General features: G+C 61.6%; 17 protein-coding genes. 9 read left to right on the top strand and 8 right to left on the bottom strand.

Features of this window, described 5'->3' with window-relative positions; genetic code table 11:
- The first annotated feature begins 64 nt into the window (after positions 1 to 64).
- The 4 genes from MOP44_RS03215 (at position 65) to MOP44_RS03200 (ending at position 4,050) form a co-directional block, all read left to right on the top strand.
- On the top strand, positions 65 to 760 hold the full coding sequence (locus MOP44_RS03215; protein ID WP_260794460.1) for an RNA polymerase sigma factor: 696 nt from the start codon (positions 65 to 67) through the stop codon (positions 758 to 760).
- 139 nt (positions 761 to 899) lie between these two features.
- Entirely contained in the window at positions 900 to 2,048 is a 1,149-nt protein-coding gene (locus MOP44_RS03210; protein ID WP_260794459.1) for a tetratricopeptide repeat protein, read from the top strand.
- A gap of 1 nt (position 2,049) precedes the next feature.
- Complete coding sequence (locus MOP44_RS03205) at positions 2,050 to 3,816, top strand: chloride channel protein (RefSeq protein WP_260794458.1); 1,767 nt, start codon at positions 2,050 to 2,052, stop codon at positions 3,814 to 3,816.
- A 48-nt stretch (positions 3,817 to 3,864) separates the two neighbouring features.
- A complete protein-coding gene (locus tag MOP44_RS03200) occupies positions 3,865 to 4,050 on the top strand; it encodes a hypothetical protein (RefSeq protein ID WP_260794457.1) in 186 nt (61 codons plus the stop codon).
- Between the two features lie 390 nt (positions 4,051 to 4,440).
- Here the strand turns inward: MOP44_RS03200 and MOP44_RS03195 are convergent, their stop codons facing one another.
- Entirely contained in the window at positions 4,441 to 5,529 is a 1,089-nt protein-coding gene (locus MOP44_RS03195) for an alpha/beta fold hydrolase (RefSeq protein ID WP_260794456.1), read from the bottom strand.
- 24 nt (positions 5,530 to 5,553) lie between these two features.
- Entirely contained in the window at positions 5,554 to 6,324 is a 771-nt protein-coding gene (locus MOP44_RS03190; protein ID WP_260794455.1) for an SDR family NAD(P)-dependent oxidoreductase, read from the bottom strand.
- Positions 6,325 to 6,626: 302 nt separating this feature from the next.
- On the opposite strand from MOP44_RS03190, the gene acnA reads away from it, so the two are divergent.
- From acnA to MOP44_RS03175, 3 genes are all read left to right on the top strand, one after another.
- Entirely contained in the window at positions 6,627 to 9,428 is a 2,802-nt protein-coding gene (gene acnA, locus MOP44_RS03185) for an aconitate hydratase AcnA (protein WP_260794454.1), read from the top strand.
- Positions 9,429 to 9,711: 283 nt separating this feature from the next.
- Positions 9,712 to 10,704, top strand: a complete 993-nt coding sequence (locus MOP44_RS03180; protein ID WP_260794453.1) for a hypothetical protein — start codon at positions 9,712 to 9,714, stop codon at positions 10,702 to 10,704.
- 3 nt (positions 10,705 to 10,707) lie between these two features.
- A complete protein-coding gene (locus MOP44_RS03175) occupies positions 10,708 to 10,923 on the top strand; it encodes a hypothetical protein (protein WP_260794452.1) in 216 nt (71 codons plus the stop codon).
- Positions 10,924 to 10,976: 53 nt separating this feature from the next.
- Here MOP44_RS03175 and MOP44_RS03170 read toward each other — a convergent pair whose 3' ends face one another.
- The 6 genes from MOP44_RS03170 to MOP44_RS03145 form a co-directional block, all read right to left on the bottom strand.
- A complete protein-coding gene (locus MOP44_RS03170) occupies positions 10,977 to 12,155 on the bottom strand; it encodes a baeRF10 domain-containing protein (RefSeq protein ID WP_260794451.1) in 1,179 nt (392 codons plus the stop codon).
- Between the two features lie 31 nt (positions 12,156 to 12,186).
- On the bottom strand, positions 12,187 to 12,561 hold the full coding sequence (locus MOP44_RS03165) for a hypothetical protein (RefSeq protein ID WP_260794450.1): 375 nt from the start codon (positions 12,559 to 12,561) through the stop codon (positions 12,187 to 12,189).
- A 61-nt stretch (positions 12,562 to 12,622) separates the two neighbouring features.
- On the bottom strand, positions 12,623 to 13,018 hold the full coding sequence (locus MOP44_RS03160) for a hypothetical protein (protein ID WP_260794449.1): 396 nt from the start codon (positions 13,016 to 13,018) through the stop codon (positions 12,623 to 12,625).
- Positions 13,019 to 13,260: 242 nt separating this feature from the next.
- Entirely contained in the window at positions 13,261 to 14,823 is a 1,563-nt protein-coding gene (gene pyk / locus MOP44_RS03155; protein WP_260794448.1) for a pyruvate kinase, read from the bottom strand.
- Positions 14,824 to 14,955: 132 nt separating this feature from the next.
- Positions 14,956 to 15,831: a YihY/virulence factor BrkB family protein gene (locus tag MOP44_RS03150; RefSeq protein WP_260794447.1), complete on the bottom strand. Its 876-nt coding sequence runs from the start codon at positions 15,829 to 15,831 to the stop codon at positions 14,956 to 14,958.
- A 112-nt stretch (positions 15,832 to 15,943) separates the two neighbouring features.
- A complete protein-coding gene (locus MOP44_RS03145; RefSeq protein ID WP_260794446.1) occupies positions 15,944 to 16,219 on the bottom strand; it encodes a hypothetical protein in 276 nt (91 codons plus the stop codon).
- Between the two features lie 397 nt (positions 16,220 to 16,616).
- Between MOP44_RS03145 and bglX the strand changes: the two genes are divergently transcribed.
- Both bglX and MOP44_RS03135 read left to right on the top strand, forming a co-directional pair.
- Positions 16,617 to 19,001: a beta-glucosidase BglX gene (gene bglX / locus MOP44_RS03140; RefSeq protein ID WP_260794445.1), complete on the top strand. Its 2,385-nt coding sequence runs from the start codon at positions 16,617 to 16,619 to the stop codon at positions 18,999 to 19,001.
- A 371-nt stretch (positions 19,002 to 19,372) separates the two neighbouring features.
- Positions 19,373 to 19,816: a hypothetical protein gene (locus MOP44_RS03135; protein ID WP_260794444.1), complete on the top strand. Its 444-nt coding sequence runs from the start codon at positions 19,373 to 19,375 to the stop codon at positions 19,814 to 19,816.
- The last annotated feature ends 15 nt before the right edge of the window (positions 19,817 to 19,831 follow it).

Genomic DNA, 19,831 nt, shown 5'->3' with positions numbered 1-19,831 from the left:
ACAGACGGTGCTTGTAACCTTTCGCCCTCGTGACGCTCAATGGAGTAGAGGCAGAGCGACGCGAATGAGTTCATTGGGAATGCTGGAGCGGGCGCGCATGGAAGGCTGGGCCGATGAAGAGATTGTGCGCCGCGTGCTCGACGGAGATCTTGCCCTGTTCGAGTTGCTCATGCGCCGGAACAACCAGCGTGTCTACCGTGCCACGCGCAGCATTCTGCGCGACGATGCCGAATGCGAAGACGTGATGCAGGAGGCCTACGTGCGCGCTTACGAGCATCTCAACCAGTTCGAGGGCCGCGCGCAGTTCTCTACCTGGTTGACGCGCATTGCTGTGAACGAGGCTCTCAGGCGACTGGCAGCCCGAGGAAGGATGGACCCGCTCGATATGCCGTACGACGGAGAGAATGATGCCATACCGGAGCCGGTCTCCAATGCCTTCACGCCAGAGATGAACGCCTCAAGCGCCGAGGCGGCAAGCCTGCTGGAACAGGCCATTCTCTCCCTCCCTCAGACGTATCGGACCGTCATTGTTCTGCGCGATGTGGAGGAGATGAGCACAGCCGAGACGGCCGAGGCTCTCTCTATCACTGAATCCAACGTCAAAGTGCGCCTGCACCGCGCACACGAGTTGCTGCGAGAGGAACTGTATGCGCGGGCCGGAGCTTCGGCTGCGCAGGCGTTCGGATTCCACGCGGTTCGTTGCGATCGGGTCGTCGCGTCTGTCATGGCGCGCCTCGGTGCGACCCGATCCGCGAGTTAAACACCCATCTTCGCCGCTAAAAGGTCCGGAACGGCATCCTGCTGCCCGCCATCAAAGCGTGAGACAGTGAAGGACTTATCTCGTGATGCGACAGTTATCATTGAGATGAGGCCCTGTTCGCGGTCTCACGGGAGCAGCGATGTTAAAGGCCTTTTCCAAATACCGTCTCCCAATTCACCCGCGCCGGGAATTGGTGATGCTGGTCTCCATCACGGGCCTGATCATTGTTCTGTTCATCGGGGTAACGGCTCTCTCCCGGTTGTTTTACACACAGCAGGATGACCTTGCGGCGCGGTGGTCTGCGCGCGGCGCGGCCGACCTGGCGGCGGCCAGATTCAGCGACGCCATGAACGACTATCGCGCTTCTCTGCGGTACGCGCCGGACAGCTCCGCCATCCAACTCGGAATGGCGGAAGCCCTGATTGGGCTCAAGCGACCGAGCGAAGCATCGGCATATTTGGTTAATCTGTGGCAGGCCCAGCCTGAGAACGGAGTGGTGAATCGCGAACTGGCGCGCATCGCTGCCGGAGAGAACAACTCACGCGGCGCGCTGCGCTACTACCACAACGCCATCTATGCCATCTGGAGCGGCGACGCAGAGCGCCAGCGCCGCGATACTCGCTGGGAACTCGTCCGGTATCTGCTCGGTATCAAAGCGTTTGCACAAGCGCAATCGGAGTTGATCGCGCTTGCAGCAGAGGTGGGAGAAGATCCCGGGCAGCAGATCGAACTCGGGCATTATTTCCTGAAAGTTCAGGATAATCAGCGTGCCCTGGCGGCGTTTCGGCTGAGCCTGCATGCCGATCCCCACAACCAGGCGGCGCTGGCCGGCGCGGGAGCAGCGGCATTCAGCATGGGCGATTACTCGCGCGCGCGCGAGTTTCTGCAGACCGCGGTTAAGGAGTCGCCAGCAGATCGGGAGAGCCAGAACTTGCTGGATGTGGCGGAGCAGGTGGACCAGCTCGATCCGTACCGGCGGCAGATCTCCGATGCGGAGCGCGATCGCGCGGTGATTGGCGCCTTCCAAACGGCAGGACAGCGGCTCAAGTCGTGCCCGGCGGCGGCGCGTGCACCCATGGTTGTTGGTGCGCCTGAGACCCTGAACGACGCCTGGACAAAGCTGGAACCGCAGGTGACCGCGCGCGACCTGCGCCGCAACCAGGATGTGGTGAACCGCGCGCTCAGCCTTGCCTTCCGGATTGAACGGCAGGCGGTGAGCCAATGCGGGTCTGGGTCAAGCGCCGACGCGGCGCTCATCCTCATATCGAAATTGCACGAGGGGAGTTGAATTGCAGGAAACCAGCGCCCATAGCGTGATTGTCGAAGACGGGCAGAGCGAGCACTCTCGCGCCGGCTGGCCTGTCAGTCTGAACGCGTTGCGAAATGTGTTTCGGGAAGAACGGCTGTTTCTGATTCTCTCGGTCTTCATCGGGATTCTCTCCGGACTCGCGGTCGTATGCTTCCGGTTCTCGATTGAATGGTGCCGCATCTACCTGCTTGGTTCCGGCACCAATCTCTCCCCCGTCCGCCTCTTCCTTGCTCCCACCTTGACGGGCTTGGCGATCGCAGTCCTCGTGATCCACGTCTTCCCGCTGGCGCGCGGCAGCGGCGTCAACCAGACCAAGGCGGCGCTCTACATCTTCAACGGCTATATCCCGTTCCGAACCGCGGTAGGCAAGTTCATCACGTCAGCCCTGGCCATCGGTTCGGGGTTCTCGCTCGGGCCTGAAGACCCCTCGCTGCAGATCGGCGCATGCATCGCTTCAGCGGTCGGCTCCGGCATGCGGCTCTCGCGCGATCGCATGCGGCTGATTGCCCCCGTAGGCGCCGCGGCTGGATTAGCCGCAGCATTCAATGCGCCCATCTCCGCCGTGCTGTTCGTAATTGAAGAAGTCATCGGCCGCTGGACCGCCGGTATTCTCGGCTCCGTGGTGCTATCGGCTATTTCCAGCGTGGTGGTCACACGCTGGTTCCTTGGATCGGAATCGCTGTTCCGCATTCCGCCAGTGGAATTGAAGCGCCCGTCGGAACTGATTGCTTATGCGATCTTGGGCATCGTCGGCGGAGTGGCCTCTGTAGTCTTCGCCGGAGGCATCGGTTATCTGCGGCCGCGCTTCCGGGAACTTGCGCCGTGGACGCAGTACATCCAGCCCGCCGTGGCAGGACTGCTCATCGGGCTGATCGGCTATCTGGGCGCGCCTCAGGTGATGGGCGCCGGGTACGAGTACATGGACGAGGCCATCCACGGCCATTTCACGTGGCAGTTTCTCGCCATCCTCGCCGGACTCAAAATTCTCGCCACACTCCTGTCATTTGTCAGCGGCACCCCGGGCGGCATGTTCGCGCCCACGCTGTTTATCGGTGCCATGCTGGGCGCAGCTGTCGGCGGCGCGGAACACGTGATTCTGCCGCAGTTCTCCTTCTCACCCGGCACCTACGCGCTGGTGGGCATGGGAGTGCTCTTCGCCGGATTCCTGCGCGCGCCCATGACGTCCGTCTTCATGGTGCTCGAGGTCAGCGGAAACTACTCCATTATCGTTCCCGTCATCGTTGCCAACACCTTCGCGTACGTCATCGCCCGCGGCCTTCAGCCCACGCCTATCTTCGACGTGCTCACGCGCCAGGACGGGCTCGAACTGCCCTCGATGGAGGAGCAGCGGGAAGAGAGCATCCTGCGCGTTGAGGATGCCATGCGGCCACCCACCGACCCGGTCATCGACGGCGAAGATACGGTAGATCGCGCCGCGCGCGTGTTCCAGGAGACACAACGGGACGCCCTGCTCGTCCGCCTCAAGCCAAATGGTTGGAGCAACGTAGGCCGCGATGAACTGAATACGTTCAGGCAGGAAGGCAAGGGCGCGGAGCCGCTTGGATCGCTGCTTCAGGCGCGTCATGTTCCCGGCCTGCATCCCGATCATCCGCTCGACATGGCTCTGCGTTACGTGGACCGCTGGCAGCTTGTGCCGGTGGTGAACCGCGCCAATCTGCGCGAACTTGTCGGTGTGGTGACCCAGCGCGATGTTCTTGAGCGCTATCGCGACTTCGGCGGCGAGTAAGCCCGTAGCATGGGTCTGCGCATCTTATTCCTCAGGAGATAGATACGCGTGAATCAAAAGCTCAAGCCTACTCATGATCAGCCCGGCGGTTTCCAGGACCAGAACGCGAACCCGGACGACGGCGTAGTGAACGATTCGTTCGGCACCGTGAATACTGCCGACTCCACCGGCTTGGACGAAAACAAGGAAACCGGCGACGCCAAGCGCAACAATAAGAACACGCGCGAAGATTGACGCAGTCCTGAAGATTCACGAAGCCTTGATGTCCTTACAGGACGTTGTCCGCGCGATTGCCCCACACCTGACCGGACCTTCGTTCCTTCGGCCGATCCTGCTGAGGGAACGAAGGCACGCCTTCCTGCCCTGATTCCCATTAAATCCGCCCATTATTGCGCTGAATTTGGCGCAATACATGTCACTGCGCGCCCGATTGTCGCCAGCATGTCATTCCATTGTCGCGAGCGATTTTTCGGGGCTGATTCCCGCCTATACTGCCCTCGAGACGTGCCGCGGCAACAAGACTTCTTCCTGTAACTCACTTGTTGGACCGCTCGCGACTTCGTCGTTTGCTTTATACCGTGTCGGACTCCCAGGGCCAGTCTGGCACGGTTTTTTTTTGGCGCCCTACTTCGGCTCCGTCTCTCGCATAAACTCCGCCAAATAGTCCTTCCAAACCGCTGCTGCAGTATGCGTGCCGTGCCCCCGTGTCTGGTCGCTGATGGGCAGCAGAATGAACCGCCCATGCTGAATCTTCTTCACTTCCTGCTCGGCAATGCCCAGTTCCGGCGGGTTGATGTAGTCGTCGGCAGAGTTGATCCACAGAACCGGCGCCTTGATCTCACCCAGCTTGGGCTCGGGGTTGTAGTTGCGGCTGGCGTTGAGGTAGAAGATCATGTTGTTCGCGTCGGTGGCGGCCATGGTGCGCGCCAGGTACTTGTCGACGTACTCCTCGGCCTTCGCGCGCGTGGGCGCGGCCTTCTGCATCACCAGCGGTGCGGAGCCCATCACGAGCAGCATTTCGTTGGCGCCGCGCAGGCCATCCTGCGGCTCGCTCTTGTACTCGCCGCCCTGGTATGCGGGATCGAGCTTGATGTCCTGGATCGCCATATAACGCATCATGCGGTTGCGGCCCGCGATCTCCACCGGCAGGCACGCGAACGGCGCCAGCGCATCCATGAAGTCGGGATACGTCTCGCCCCACACGAACCCTTGCATGCAGCCCATCGACGTGCCCAGGATCAGCCGCAGATGATCGACCTTCATCTCGTCCAGCATCATGCGGTCGGCGCGCACCATGTCGTCATAGTCGTAAGCAGGGAAGTGCGCGTGCATCCCGTCCGATGGCTTCGAGCTCTGGCCATGCCCGATCTCATCCGGCAGGATGATGAAGTACTTCTGGATATCGAGAATGCCGCCCGGCACAAAGAGCACGTCGCTGAACACCGGATTCAGCAGCGACTTCGCATCGCCGCCCGTGCCATGCAGCAGTAACACAGCATTGTCCACATGTCCCGCAGCATTCCGATGCGGCTCGCCCAGCGTAAGGTAATGCAGCTTCAACTCCGGCAGCGTCTCGCCGGTGCCAAATTTGAAATTAGCCAGCGTGACCCAGCCGTCTTTCGTGGGCCATGACTTCTGCGTCGCCTGTTGTGCCGCGGCAGCGGTGACGAACGCCAAACTCAACGCGCAAGCAAGCAATTTGAACGATCGCATAATGAATCTCCTGAACTGAGTAGGCTATCGCTTCCGCATCCTGAGGCTTTGCCAGCTTCCATCCACGGTCCACCCCCCGTCCACCGCCAGCGCATGTCCATTGACGAATCCGCTCTGCGCGGGATCTGCGAGGAAGCGAATGGCGCACGCAATATCGTCAGGCGAGGCAAAGCGCCCCATCGGGTTCACGCCTTCGATATCGGCGTCGTTGTAGCCACCGCCTGCCTGATCGGCCACATCCATCTCGGTCTTTACCCAGCCAGGACACACTGCATTGACGCGCACTCCGCGGCCGCCCCACTCGGCTGCCAGGGTGCGCGTGAGCCCGATCAGCCCATGCTTCGAAGCGTTGTAAGCCGCCCGATCGGCGATCCCCACCAGCCCCGCAATCGAAGCTACATTGACGATGCTTCCACTTCTCTGCTCCAGCATCATCGTTCCGAAGGCCTTCGCCAGCAGAAACGGCGCGAGCAGGTTCACCTCCAGCACGCGCAGAAACGCCTTCCCATCCACCGACTCAGCCGGCGCGATGAAGCTGATACCAGCATTGTTCACCAGCAAATCGGCGCGTCCCCAGCGTTGCTTCACGCCCTCCGCGGCCCTGGCAACAACCGCCTCATCGGAGAGGTCTCCAACGAATTCTTCGGCTTCTACACCCACAGTACGCACCGCTGCCAGCGTCGCGTCACACGCCTTCACATCCAGCAAGGCCAGCGCATACCCCGCCTCCGCCAGCACCTCCGCCGTCCGCCGCCCAATCCCCTGCGCCGCACCCGTAACAATCGCAACACGCATGCCCCTAAGTTACCGGACGCCCCTGCCCTCAGAGGCGGAAAGCATGTTTTCAACCGTATTCCTGCCGCGATAAAATCATTGCGGAAACATGCGCATTTGCTCCATCCCCGCACCCGCACCGCTCAAGCGCTTCCGCCGCGGCCGGCACGACCGTGGACGTTGACCCGCGACCCTGACTAATCTGTTTTGTGACGATTTCTTTCCCGTTCCCGTGGCCTGAATCGGCCGGGACCCCGGCGCGCCCGCCGGCACCATCGGCTTAGCTTGATCCGCTCGCCTGCGGATAGAAAGGCACACCTCCCGTGAGTACCGCAACCAACAGCTTCGCCTGCCGCGCCACGCTCAAGTCCGGCGCCAAGTCGTACACAATCTTCCGTCTCCCCGCGCTTGAGGCCAAAGGCTTCAACCTCAGCCGCCTCCCGTTCTCACTCAAGATCCTCCTTGAAAACCTGCTGCGTCGCGAAGACGGCGTGAACGTCACCGCTGACGACATCGCCTTCCTTGCCAACTGGGACGCGAAGGCTGAGCCCAGCCGCGAGATTGCCTACATGCCCGCGCGCGTGCTCATGCAGGACTTCACCGGCGTGCCAGCCATCGTTGACCTCGCCGCCATGCGCGATGCCATCAAGACCCTCGGCGGCGATCCCGAGCGCGTCAATCCGCTCATTCCTGCCGAGCTGGTCATCGACCATAGCGTACAAGTTGACGAGTTCGGCACGCCCCAGGCCTACGACGCCAACTCGTTCCTCGAGTTCCAACGCAACCGCGAGCGCTACGCCTTCCTCAAGTGGGGCCAGACCGCCTTCCGCAACTTCAGCGCTGTGCCTCCCGGCATGGGCATCTGTCACCAGGTCAACCTCGAGTACCTCGCGCGCGTGGTCTTCACAACCGACGAGAGCGGCGAACTGCTCGCCTATCCTGACACGCTCGTAGGCACCGACTCCCACACCACCATGATCAACGGACTCGGCGTTCTCGGTTGGGGAGTGGGTGGCATCGAGGCCGAGGCCGCCATGCTCGGTCAGGCCGTCTCCATGCTGGTGCCGCAGGTCGTCGGCTACAAGCTCACCGGCAAGCTGCGCGAAGGCGCGACGGCTACTGACCTCGTCCTCACCGTGACGCAGGCTTTGCGCAAGCTCGGCGTTGTGGGTAAGTTTGTGGAGTTTTATGGGGAAGGCATAACGCAGTTACCGCTCGCCGATCGCGCCACCATCAGCAACATGGCGCCCGAGTACGGCGCGACCTGCGGCATCTTCCCCGTCGACGCGGAGACGCTGCGCTATCTGCGTCTCACCGGCCGCAGCGAAGAGCAGATCGCACTGGTCGAGGCTTATTACAAGGAGCAGGGACTCTTCCACGCCCCCGGCGCGCCCGAGGCCGAATACACGCAAACCCTCGAGCTCGATCTCGCAACCGTGGAGCCCAGCGTGGCAGGCCCCAAGCGCCCGCAGGATCGCGTGCTGCTCAGGGACACGGCGGCCAGCTTCCAGCAGCAGCTTCCTTCGCTGCTCGCGCCCACCGCCAAACCGCTCGGCTCGCGCACTGCGGAAGCATGGTCGCGCGAAACTGCGGTCACCGATGCGTCCGCCGCGACGGCCGTTGCGGAAGTGGGTCCGCTTCACGTCACCACGACTGTCAAGGAACGCTTCAACGTCGATCCCGACAAGTATCTCGATCACGGATCGGTCGTCATCGCCGCCATCACGAGCTGCACAAACACTTCGAATCCAAGCGTGATGGTTGCCGCCGGCATCCTCGCGAAGAAGGCCGTGGAGAAGGGCCTCAGCGTTCCGCCGTGGGTCAAGACCTCGCTTGCTCCAGGCTCGCGCGTCGTCACCGACTACTACGAGAAGTCCGGCCTGTTGCCCTACCTCGAAAAGCTGCGATTCAACGTCGTCGGCTACGGATGCACCACGTGCATCGGCAACTCCGGCCCTCTGCCTGAAGATGTTTCATCCACCATCAACGAGCACGGCTTGGTTGCAGTCAGCGTCCTGAGCGGCAACCGCAACTTCGAAGGACGCGTGAACGTTGACGTCCGCGCGAATTACCTCATGTCGCCGCCGCTCGTCGTGGCCTACGCACTTGCCGGCAAAATCGGCCACAACTTCGACGCAGATCCGCTCGGCAACGACCAGAATGGCCAGCCCGTCTTCCTCAAAGACATCTGGCCCACGCAAGCCGAAGTGGCCGCGGCCATTGAGAAGGGCATCTCCAGCGAAGGCTTCCGCCGTGAATATGCGCACGTGAGCGATGGAGATGCGAACTGGCAGGGCCTGAGCTTCCCCACCGGCAACACCTATCAGTGGGAACCCGACTCCACTTACATTCGCAAGGCGCCCTACTTCGACGGTATCACCAGGGAGCCCGCGCCCATCACCGACATCCTCAACGCGCGCGTGCTCGCGGTTCTTGGCGACTCTGTCACCACCGACCACATCTCGCCTGCCGGCAACATCAAGGCCAGCGGCCCCGCCGGCAAATACCTCACCGAGCACGGCGTGAAGAACGCCGACTTCAACAGCTATGGCTCGCGCCGCGGCAATCACGAGACCATGGTGCGCGGCACCTTCGCCAATGTGCGCCTGCGCAACAAGCTTGCGCCCGGTACAGAGGGCGGCGTCACGCGCCTGCTCCCCGAAGGCGAGCAGATGTCGATTTTCGATGCCAGCGTAAAGTATGCCGAGCGCAATGTGCCTCTCGTCATCCTTGCCGGCAAGGAATACGGCTCAGGCTCCTCGCGCGACTGGGCGGCAAAAGGCCCGAACCTGCTGGGTGTGAAGGCCGTCATCGCCGAAAGCTTCGAACGCATTCACCGTTCGAATCTCGTCGGCATGGGCATTCTGCCGTTGCAGTTTGAAGACGGCCAGAACGTCGAAAGCCTCGGCCTCACGGGCGAAGAGACCTACGACTTTGCCGGCCTCACCACGCTGCTCGCCGACAAATTCGCCAACGGCCGCACGCTGAAGGTAAAGGCGAAGGCTGCCGACGGGAGCGTGAAGGAACTCACCGCGAAGGTACGCATCGACACCCCCCAGGAGATCGAGTACTACCAGCACGGCGGCATCCTGCAGTACGTGCTGCGGCAGCTGGCAGCAAAGTAGGCTATCTCCTAAGCGCATGCGGATTCGAGTCGCACCGAGTCCGTATGCGCTTCTCTGTCTGTTCTATACGCATTGCGATGCGAAATGAGTTCACCGCTGTAAGCGAGTCCGATGGGTAACTGGTTCGTTGCCTGGTCGCTGCGATTCCGAGACCCAAGGAGAACCTGAGCGCAGCTATCCAGTTGGTTCTGGGCGACCACCGAGCCGACGCGGCTCCCTGTTAACCAAATCGCCCATAATTTTGAAGTTGCAGCGCGTTTCGGAATCCGCGATGCTTTCTCGCATGACCTTTTTCAAGCGAATCGCACCGGCAATTGCGCTCTATTTCCTTTCGCCGCTCATCGCGGAATTCCTCCTCGGCGATTTTCCGCTCAGCAAACTCGCCTTCCTGCTGTTCCTCGCGCCGTTCTACGGCGGCGGCGCGGTGCTCATTCGCGAGATCGTGCGCCGCACCGGCCGCGGCTGGCCCACCATCATCACCCTCGCACTCGCCTACGGCATCTTCGAGGAAGCCTTCACCACGCAAACACTTTTCAATCCCGACTACCTCGGCCTGCACCTGCATCTGCTTGAGCCCGCATTCATCCCCGCGCTCGGCATCAGCGCCTGGTGGACCATCTTCGTCCTTACGCTGCACACCGTCTGGAGCATCTCGGTTCCCATCGCCATCATGGAGGCGCTCGTCCCGCAGCGCGCGCACACCCCATGGCTGAAATGGCTCGGCCTCAGCATCGTGACCGTGCTCTTTGTGCTGATTGCCTGCACCATGACCGTGCATCAGATTCAGACCGACGCTCACCACTTCATGGCGTCGAACAAGCAGTTCGCCGTGTCTGCCGTGTGCTGCGTTGTTGTCGCGATCGCCGCGTTCCTCCTTCCGCGTCGCGGCAGAGCGCGCCGCCCCGGCAATCCACCGAGTGCGTGGATCACCGGCGCACTGTCCCTGGTCGCAAGCTCGATCTTCCTCATCGTTCCTCAGCGTTGGGGCTGGGGCACAGTCGCTATCTATATTGCGGTCGATCTGCTTATGATCATTGCGGTCACCGCATGGTCGCGCCTCGTGGGATGGAACGGCCTGCACATCCTTTCCCTAGGAGGAGGTGCGGCTTTGGCTTACGCGTGGCACGCATTCATCCAGCAGCCAGTAACAGGAAAGGCCGACGCCGCCATGCGCATCGGCAATGCCGTCCTCGCACTCGGCACGATCCTGCTCCTCTACGCCGCCGCACGCCGAACGTCAGCAGCGCAGGCAGAAACCACCGCAGTGCACGCCTAGGGCATGCCAGAAGATACGGAACAGCCCGCGTCGAACTTCCTGCTGAAAGCGCTCTACAATACGCTCGCCGGAATCGGCGGACTCTCCTTTTTGTTCGGTCGAAGATTGCTCGCCGAGCTCAAACACATGGACCGCCTGCTCGGCGAGATGATCGGAATCGGCGTGGCCGTCCTATGCATAGCACTGGCGGCGATGGTGAAATCAGCTTCAGGGGAATAGCGGAGCTAGCCAACTGTCACTAGCTCCGCTAACTCCGCGCGCACCGCTTGCTTCTACGACGCCAACGCCTGCGGTGTGCTGATCTCCGCGCGGAACCGCAGCCAAGCGGCGATGCGATCAGGCATCGGCAGCTTGGAGTAGTGCATCTCGCGCACCTCGATGCTCCGGCCCAGCGCATGACGAAGCAGCGCTTCCTCTGCGTTCTGGTAAAGCCGCATTTTCCCTCCGCATAACGTGCACGCGTTCAGTTCCTTCCCTTCCAGATGCCCGCAGTGCTCGCACAACGACGCGCTGTGCTGCTCGCCGTCTGGCTTGCTGGTCCACAGGAGCGTGCGCACTTCACCTTTCTCCAGAGCGTCGATTACCTCGTTGATGCCCACGGCGCCCAGCGCATTCGAGGCAAAGCCGCCCATCGTCCTTTCCATCAGTTTCTGCTCATCCACGCGATCCCTCACGTCAACTAGGGCCTGCGCCTTCTCCTGTATCTCCTCGCACGAGGCGATTCCCGGATCGCAGTGGAAGTGCCCCGCGAGAACGCGCTTGAGGTCCGGATGCAACTCCGCCTCGATCGCCGGCCACATGTCATCGCGGCAGCCCACAATCAGGCAGTCGTAGTCCTTGTGCTCGTAGAAGTGCAGCAGGTGTTCGGCAACGAATGTGAAATGCCTCCGCACCTGTTCATCTTTCTTGCGCTCCAGGTGCACAGACTTGCCTGTTCCCGTGGTGCGTATCTTCTCCTTGTCGTCCTCATCGATCACCTGGCTGTGTTCGGTGATCTCGCGCGCTTCAAGCAGCAGCAGGCGGGCTCGATTGCGATCGGCCAGCGCGATGCAATAGCGCCTGCGCCCCTGTTGTTGCGCAATCAGCGGAGCCAGCGAGAAGTTCGGGCCTACGTCGATGCGGCATCCGAAGTCGCCGGGCGCATCGTATTCGCGCCAGATGCCCTTGCTCCAGCATGCGAAGATCACCTTCGCGCGTCCGTTGTTGCCCTTCAGCTCCGACACCGTCTCAAGGATGCGCTGCACATCCTCGCGATCGGCATGGCTCATGCCCTTCAGCGATCCCAGCTTCTGCTTGATCTGATCTTTGGCGAAGATGGGCTCTTCGCGATGGGCAAGCTCCGACGGCGCCGGCGCTTTGAAGTACACCGAGATCGCATCCCGGTCTTCGCTCCAGAAGCGGGCGAGCTCCTGCAACTCATCCAAAGTGATTTTCGAATTCACAATTGCCACGGTCACTCCCTTGCGCAATCGCGCTGCAAGTCTAGTGCGGAGTTTTTCCGCTGTGATTCAGTCCGGCCTGCGCGTCCTCGCGGTCGCGCACCACTTTCTCTTGTCCGCCGTATTCACTCTCGGCTGACCGATTCGAGATGCCTTGCTTGCTCGCATCGCGCGAGGTGCGGCTGGTCACGGAGCCTTCATAGGCGACGGCCTGCGGCCCGGTGTTGTGCGAATTGCCTGCTCCGGGCATGTGTTTCGGTGATCGCGTTCCGCCGCTCTGCGCACCGTCGTTGTTCTCGTAAGCAGCGGCGTCCTCGCCATGCATCACGGTCTGCGGCATGTCGTCCGGGTTCAAGTCAGTTTGTGCAAAATTCGTGTTCTGTTGCGACTGTGTATGTGGGGATTTCTGCTTTGCCATGTACATCCTCTCGAAACAAGAAAAGCGCGGCTCAGCCATAAGCCGCTCGCGTCATGCCGCGCTATGGCTGCTTGCGGCCGGTGGGGAAGGGAGCCAGGAACCGCAGGTCGCCTGCGGGCTTCGTGTGCGGCCCCCGCGGTCCGGCATCCAGGTGCGCCGCATACGACCGGTCGTGCAGACCGGGATGATGATTCTCCGGCAGCTGCGGAGCCGGATTGCTGGCGGCCGAGTTCATCTGCTGCTCCGCACCCTTTGACGTATCCCGCTTCGACGAGCGGCCCTTGCTCGTCGCCTTAGCGCTCTTTGCGGAGTCGGCACCCGCGCTCTGACGCGTGCGTGCCCCCTTCGCCGCAGACGGCGTCTTCTCCCGCTGTGTGGACGAGTTCTTTGTGGATGTTCGTTTGGATCCTTTACTTTCCCTGCCTGCATCGATGGAGATGGGATCGCTCTTCCTCATCGTTTCTGATCGCTCCTGGATATGCGCGGCAACCGCCGATCCGCCTCAGGCCATGCCCTTCGCGGTTCGCCTTATGTACGCTGCCGGGCCGCTGCCCGCTGCCGAATTTGTGCTTCTAACCAAGCTCCGATGCGGCATTGTCACGGCGGGGTTAGCCGGCGTTTAAGTCTTCTGCAACTGCTTCCAAACGCAAGAAAGCCACCCCCGAAGGCGTGGCTTTCAAGCTTGCTCGAAATGCGTCTTTACTGCTTCCGACCCGCTGTTTTCGGCTTGGCCGGGCGCTTCATTTTGGCGGGCTCAATCGGCGTCTCGTGTTCGTGGGGCGACAGAAATTTGCTGTCGGGCCCACGCTCGCCCAGCACATGCAGGCGCAGGAAGTTGGTCGAGCCCGACTTGGTGCGGGTTCCCGCCACAATCGCGATAACTTCGCGCGGCCGCACAAAACCGTGCTGTTCCAGCAGCGTCTCGGCCAAGTCCACCATCGCCTCGGTAGCGGTTGCCTTCGGGCAGCGGATAGGCACCGTTCCCCACAACAGATTCAGGCGGTTAATCGTAATTTCGTTCGGGCTCAACCCGAAGATCGGCGTCGAGGGGTGGTACTTCGAAAGCTGCCGAGCCGTTGCGCCGGTCTCAGTGAACAGCGCGATCCCGCGCAGATCCAGATCCTCGGCCGCATGTGCGGTGGCCTCGCAGATCGTCTCCGCAATCGACAGGTGCGTGTGATTCGGAATACCGCCGTACCCTGTCTGGTGCTTCATCGTGCGCTCGGCCTCGTGCACAATGCGGGCCATCATGGCCACCGCCTGAATCGGATATTTACCCACCGCGGACTCGCCCGAGAGCATCACTGCGTCGGTTCCGTCGTAGACGGCATTTGCCACGTCCGAGGCTTCCGCGCGTGTGGGTCGCGGGTTCTCGATCATCGACTCCAGCATCTGCGTCGCCGTGATCACCGGCTTGCGGAACTCGCCGGCCCGGCGAATGATGTGCTTCTGAATCGCCGGCACCTTCTCTGGTGGAACTTCCACGCCCAGATCGCCGCGGGCCACCATGATGCCGTCAGAGGCTTGCAGAATCTGGTCGAGCTGCTCAATCGCTTGCGGCTTCTCGAGCTTGGCAATGATCCAGGTCTCCGAGCCGTAGGCCGACACGCGGTTGCGCACCAGGCGAATATCCTCCGCAGTACGCACAAACGAAACCGCGATCGCGTCCACGCCGTTCTTCAGCGCGAATTCGAGATCGGCATCGTCCTTCTCGGTCAGCGAAGGCACGCGCACCGGAATGCCCGGCAGGTTGATGCCCTTGTTCTCGCCCAGCATGCCGCCGTTTACGATCTCGCAGACGACGTCATCGCCGAGCACTTCGTGCACGCGCAGCTCGATCAGTCCGTCACTCAGCAAAATGCGCGAGCCCTGCTCAACGTTTTCAGCCAGCGTCTTGAAAGTGGTTCCCACCAGCGTAGCCGTGCCAGGCACTTCGCGCGGTGTAATCGTGATGCGCTTGCCGGCCTGCAGCAATACCGGCTGGTGATCCCTCAGCTTCGAGGTACGGATCTTCGGGCCTTGCAGGTCGCCCAGGATGCAAAGCGGCTTGCGTTCCTCGCGGCTCACCTTGCGGATCATCTGGATCAGCGCCAGCTTCTCCTCATGTGTGCCGTGGGAAAAGTTCAGGCGCACAACATCGACACCGGCGCGTACCAGATCGCGGAAAACCGGTTCGGTGTTCGAAGCAGGGCCAAGAGTGGCCACAATCTTGGCGCGGCGCTGCGTGATGGAATCGGACAGGCTAAGTTCAGCAAACGGCATCGATGAGTGCTCCAGGAATTGTTCAAGCGGATTGGGGAATTTGGTGTGCGACTGTATTCATTTTACAAGGTTGAGCCGCAAAACCCCTTTACCATCATGCCCAATTCGCAACATCGTTTGCCGTGCCAGTGGTCACAGACTGGGAACGGCGCTTGTTGTGTTATTGGCGGCAGCACGATTCAGCCGCTTCTCGCACAGCGTCCCGTTGAATTCAGCCCCCAGCAGCGCACTGAAACTCGTCAGGTACAGCCACACCAGCGTAGCGATTCCGGCTGCGAATGAACCGTAAAATCTTGAATAATCGGCGACCCGGGTGACGTACCATCCAAACGCCAGCGTTGCGGGAAACCACATCAGCGTCGCTCCTAGCGCCCCCGGCAGCACCCAACCCCAGTGCTCCGTCTGCCTTGTGCCGAAGTGATACAACGCCGCCAGCACGGTCACCGCCGTCGTCACCGACAGGGCCCATCGCACCAGCCTCCAGAAGAACAGCACCACATGCCGCAGTTCGTGGCCTGACCGCGCAACCATCCAGACCTCAATCTGGTGCCCGAACATGAGCAACAGGCTGGCCAGCGCCAGTGGCACCAGCACGATGGGCACCAGCATCAGCGCCCGAAAACGCTTCTGCCAGAATCCCCAGTCGTCGCGGCGGCGTCTGTAGGCTCGGCGGAAACCCTCCATCAGCGAGAGCATCACACCCAGCCCCGCGAACAGCGACAACGAGGTAGCCGAAAGAATGAGCTGAGTCGATCCCAGTGGATGCTCGTTCAGGGTGCCCGACAGCAGACTCATGCTCCCCGGCGGTAAAAGGCTCTCCAGCGAATTCCGCAATTCATCCACCAGCGAACTGCCCACCGGTAGCATCGCCAGCAGAGCCGTAAAAACCAGGGCAGCGGGAAACACGCACAACATCCCCGAATACGCAACCGCCTTGGCAGTGTTGAAGACATCATGGTCCAACGCTCGCCACAGCGTCTTTCGGATGTTCCTGAGAATGCGCCGCATTACAAGCAAGAGTAGAGCATCCGGCAGCCATTTGCCGCACAAGGATCTCGTGGAACACGAAGGCAAACAGGGGCTTTCTAATCCCTGTTCCCTGATGCCTATTCCCTGTCTTTTACTTCTGCATGTCCTGGTAAGCGTGCACCCAGGCGTTCATCAGGTCGTCGAGGCTATAGCCGGACTCCATCTTGCAGTTGCCGAACGCGTCGTCCTTGCGTTCGCAGCGAGCCACCACTTCACCCTTCGCGTTGTAGAGAGTCAATCCGTTCGGACTCTTCGGCACATCCTTGAATACGGGCTGGATTGCCGGTGTTGCTATCGTCTTCGCATTTTCCACCGCGGTCCCCGTCGATACCGCGGCCAGCAGAATGAAGGCAGAGAGAGCGCTCATTCCAGTTACTCCTTAGATAATTGGGTGGGTTCAGAATTACACCGATCCCGCGCAGCTACAAGCAATTTCTTCTGTGGCCCCCCGCCGCGGGCCTAGCACTTTCCGGTCAGTGCCACGCTGTCTCAGAATGCGAAAACATCGCCCTCGATCCAACTCGCACTTCTATCAGTCGCCGCCCCAACCTTCCAGACCGTTCCCCCACAAACCTGCCGTGCCCCATCCTGTCGTCTGTCCGGGATCCCCATCGACAGGTCTTCGTCGGTGGGGCGGTTGCGGGCGACAGGGTAGGAAACCACGATCCCCACCCTGCCTTAGAAAGCTGACGGCTGAGGGCTGAAAGCTAACGTCTGTTCCTCACAGCGCCCTCTCGCCTCAACGAATTATCATCTCAAGCGTTATGAGAAGCCGACCCGCCCTCTCCTTCCGTCGAGCGCTTGTATCCACCCTCCTCCTCGCCGCCTTCGCCGCTGTTGAGGCCCGCCCCCAGGACCGTGCCGCGCCTCGCCCCGTTCCCAACCAGCAGCTCGCCTCCAAGGAGCTCAACGCCAAGGTCGAAGCCCTTCTCAAGAAAATGACCCTCGACGAGAAGATCGGTCAGCTCGTCCAGTTCTCCGCGGGCTTCGCCACCGGCCCCGGCTCCGAAGGCAAAAACCAGCGCTTCGATGACATGGTCGCCAAGGGCCAGGTCGGGTCATTCCTCAACGTCGTCGGCGCGGACGCCACCAACCACTATCAGCACATCGCCATGGAGAACTCCCGCCTCCACATCCCGCTCATCTTCGGCCTCGATGTGATTCACGGCGACCACACCACGTTCCCCATCCCGCTCGCGATCGCCGCCAGCTTCGACCCCGCAATGGGCGAGCTCGTCGCGCGCACCGGCGGAGTCGAAGCCCGCGCTGACGGCATTCCATGGGTCTTCTCGCCCATGGTCGACATCGCCCGCGACGCCCGCTGGGGCCGCATCATCGAGTCCAACGGCGAAGACCCCTTCCTCAGTTCCGCCATGGCCCGCGCCTGGGTTCGCGGCTATCAGCAGGGCGACCTCTCCAAGCCTGACTCCGTCGCCGTCAGCGTCAAGCACTTCGCCGCCTACGGAGCCGCCATCGCCGGCCGCGACTACAACGCCACCGACATGAGCCAGATCACCCTCCGCCAGGTCTACCTCAAGCCCTACCAGGCCGCCGTCGAAGAAGGCGCCGCCACGCTCATGTCATCCTTCAACTCCATCAACGGCGTGCCCGCCTCCGCCAACCCCCTCACCCTCACCCAGATCCTCCGCAAGGAGTGGGGCTTCGACGGCTTCGTCGTCTCCGACTGGGGTTCGGTTGCCGAACTCATCAACCACTCCATCGGCGATGGCCCCACCGTCGCGCGTAAGGCCCTCACCGCCGGGGTCGACATGGACATGCAAGGCGATCTCTACGGAACCACCATCGCCGCCCAGGTCCGCTCCGGCAGAATCCCTGAGTCGGTCATCGACGAGGCTGCCCGCCGCATCCTGCGCGTAAAGTTCGCCCTCGGCCTCTTCGACCACCCCTACACCCAGGCCGGCCCCTCCTACGAGCCCACCCCCGAGAAGCGCGCCATCGCCCGCAAAGTCGCCGACGAAACCATCGTCCTGCTCAAGAACGACCCGGTCGAAGCCGCCGGCAATCTCCTTCCACTGAAGGATAAGAAGACCGTGGCCCTCATTGGCCCCATGGCCGACGACAAGCCCGACACCCTCGGCGCATGGTCGCAGGGCGACCCCAAATACGTCGTCACCCTCCGCCAGGCCCTCGAAGAGAAGCTTGGCTCCGATCACGTCGTCTATGCCCAGGGCTGCGGCCTCCTGAACGGAGAAGACGCCCAGATCTGGTCGAAGAACGGCGGCCCTCAGCCCATTGCCGACGAGAATGCCACCATCTCTGAAGCCGTCGAAGCCGCGAAGAAAGCCGACGTCAGCATCCTTGCCCTGGGCGAGCCCGCCGGCTTCATGGAAGGCGAAGCCGGTAGCCGCGTCCACCTCGGCTTCACCGGCAATCAGCAGAAACTGCTTGAACAAGTCGTCGCCACTGGCAAGCCTGTGGTTCTCGTCGTCATGGCCGGCCGGCCGCTCGCGATTAAGTGGGCCGCTGAGCACGTCCCCGCCATCGTCGAAGCCTGGAGCCCGGGTCATGAGGGCGGCCATGCCATCGTCGACATCCTCACCGGCGACGTGAACCCTTCCGCTAAGCTCCCCGCCAGCCTGCCGCGCGCCGTCGGCCAGGAGCCGCTCTACTACGCACAGATGCCCACCGGCCGCCCCGCCCGCAACGCCGACCTCACCCACATGCCGGCCAACTCCGAGGAGAAGTACCTCTCCCGCTACGTCGACGAGCAGAACTCCGCCCTGTTCCCCTTCGGCTGGGGACTCAGCTATACGCGCTTCGGCTACTCAACGCCAGCCGTTGACCGCGAGACCATTCCCGCCCGCGAGATCGCTAGCAACCACAAGCCTGTCGTGAAGGTCGGCGTCGACGTCCGCAACACCGGCACCGTCGCGGGAACCGAAGTCGTCCAGCTATACATCCGCATCCCCAACGTCAGTGTGGAGCAGCCTCTGCGCGAGCTCAAGGGCTTCACCCGCGTCACCCTCAACCCCGGCGAAAGCAAGCACGTCGAATTCCCCATAGGCTTCGACGAGCTCAACTTCTACAGCGTCGACCTCAAGCAGGTAGTCGAGCCCACAACCTACGACATCTGGGTAGGCGGCAGCTCCCTGGCCGACGCCCACACCACCCTCAAAGTCATCGACTAGCCAGGCCAACGATCTTCGCCCGCCGCTCCTAAGATTTGTCATCCTGAGGAGCGGCGCGACGAAGGACCTGCTTTTCACTTTGCCGCGAATGCCACGAATGCACCGTTCCCCCATCCTGTCGGCTTTTTTGTGCCGACAGGGTGGGAAACCACGGACCTTCATCAGCCTCTCGATCCACACCACGACCATCTCAAACCACTGAATCTGTCATCCTGAGCGAAGTTGATCGCGCACGCGATCAACGCAGCCGAAGGATCCGCGGTTGCCTTTCGTGTCCGGCGAGCGACTATGACAGCTTTGGAAGTGTCACACCGCAGGCTTACGGTCCTGCCAAGAATCGCGACAATCGTCTCTTGGTGGAGGCGCCAGCAATGTCGGAAATTTCTCGGCGCACTGGAAACTGCCTTCTGATCGCCGCTTTGTGTATCTCCTGTGGTGCGATCAGCGGATGTCTCGAGTCGTCGTTCCAATTGGCAAGAGAGTCGAGGCTACCGAAATTCATCCCCATCCCGCCTGGGCTGACTCGCGAAGACATTTCCGTCACAATGAACTACTACACGGCACTTGGCAATGATGCGAAGTTCATATTGAAAGACCGGAAGGGGAAAAAGCTGGCAAAGGTCAGTGGCAAAGCGAAACGTCTGAATCCTCTGAAGCTAAAGAGCCCCTCACAGTTCTATCCTGACTACGAAGCAATTACGGCGAACCGTGTAACTGACATTATCGAACATCGAAAGATGGAACCAATCTTCTATGTCACCGATGACCCTGCTGTGTGGGAAGAACTTATGAGGAGCAGAGCTTCACACCATTGATATCGCAAATGGGCG

The sequence above is a fragment of the Occallatibacter riparius genome (assembly GCF_025264625.1).
Taxonomy (GTDB): domain Bacteria; phylum Acidobacteriota; class Terriglobia; order Terriglobales; family Acidobacteriaceae; genus Telmatobacter; species Telmatobacter riparius.
Note: the sequence above shows the minus strand (reverse complement) of the source record. Positions and strands in the feature narration are given on the sequence as shown.

Bases quoted from the DNA above. Each gene is read 5' to 3' on its own strand.
- pyk (WP_260794448.1), bottom strand. From the start codon at position 14,823: ATGCCGTTTGCTGAACTTAGCCTGTCCGATTCCATCACGCAGCGCCGC.
- MOP44_RS03165 (WP_260794450.1), bottom strand. From the start codon at position 12,561: ATGGCAAAGCAGAAATCCCCACATACACAGTCGCAACAGAACACGAAT.
- MOP44_RS03190 (WP_260794455.1), bottom strand. From the start codon at position 6,324: ATGCGTGTTGCGATTGTTACGGGTGCGGCGCAGGGGATTGGGCGGCGG.
- MOP44_RS03195 (WP_260794456.1), bottom strand. From the start codon at position 5,529: ATGCGATCGTTCAAATTGCTTGCTTGCGCGTTGAGTTTGGCGTTCGTC.
- MOP44_RS03150 (WP_260794447.1), bottom strand. From the start codon at position 15,831: ATGCGGCGCATTCTCAGGAACATCCGAAAGACGCTGTGGCGAGCGTTG.
- MOP44_RS03135 (WP_260794444.1), top strand. From the start codon at position 19,373: ATGTCGGAAATTTCTCGGCGCACTGGAAACTGCCTTCTGATCGCCGCT.
- bglX (WP_260794445.1), top strand. From the start codon at position 16,617: ATGAGAAGCCGACCCGCCCTCTCCTTCCGTCGAGCGCTTGTATCCACC.
- MOP44_RS03215 (WP_260794460.1), top strand. From the start codon at position 65: ATGAGTTCATTGGGAATGCTGGAGCGGGCGCGCATGGAAGGCTGGGCC.
- MOP44_RS03210 (WP_260794459.1), top strand. From the start codon at position 900: ATGTTAAAGGCCTTTTCCAAATACCGTCTCCCAATTCACCCGCGCCGG.
- MOP44_RS03180 (WP_260794453.1), top strand. From the start codon at position 9,712: ATGACCTTTTTCAAGCGAATCGCACCGGCAATTGCGCTCTATTTCCTT.
- MOP44_RS03145 (WP_260794446.1), bottom strand. From the start codon at position 16,219: ATGAGCGCTCTCTCTGCCTTCATTCTGCTGGCCGCGGTATCGACGGGG.
- MOP44_RS03160 (WP_260794449.1), bottom strand. From the start codon at position 13,018: ATGAGGAAGAGCGATCCCATCTCCATCGATGCAGGCAGGGAAAGTAAA.
- MOP44_RS03175 (WP_260794452.1), top strand. From the start codon at position 10,708: ATGCCAGAAGATACGGAACAGCCCGCGTCGAACTTCCTGCTGAAAGCG.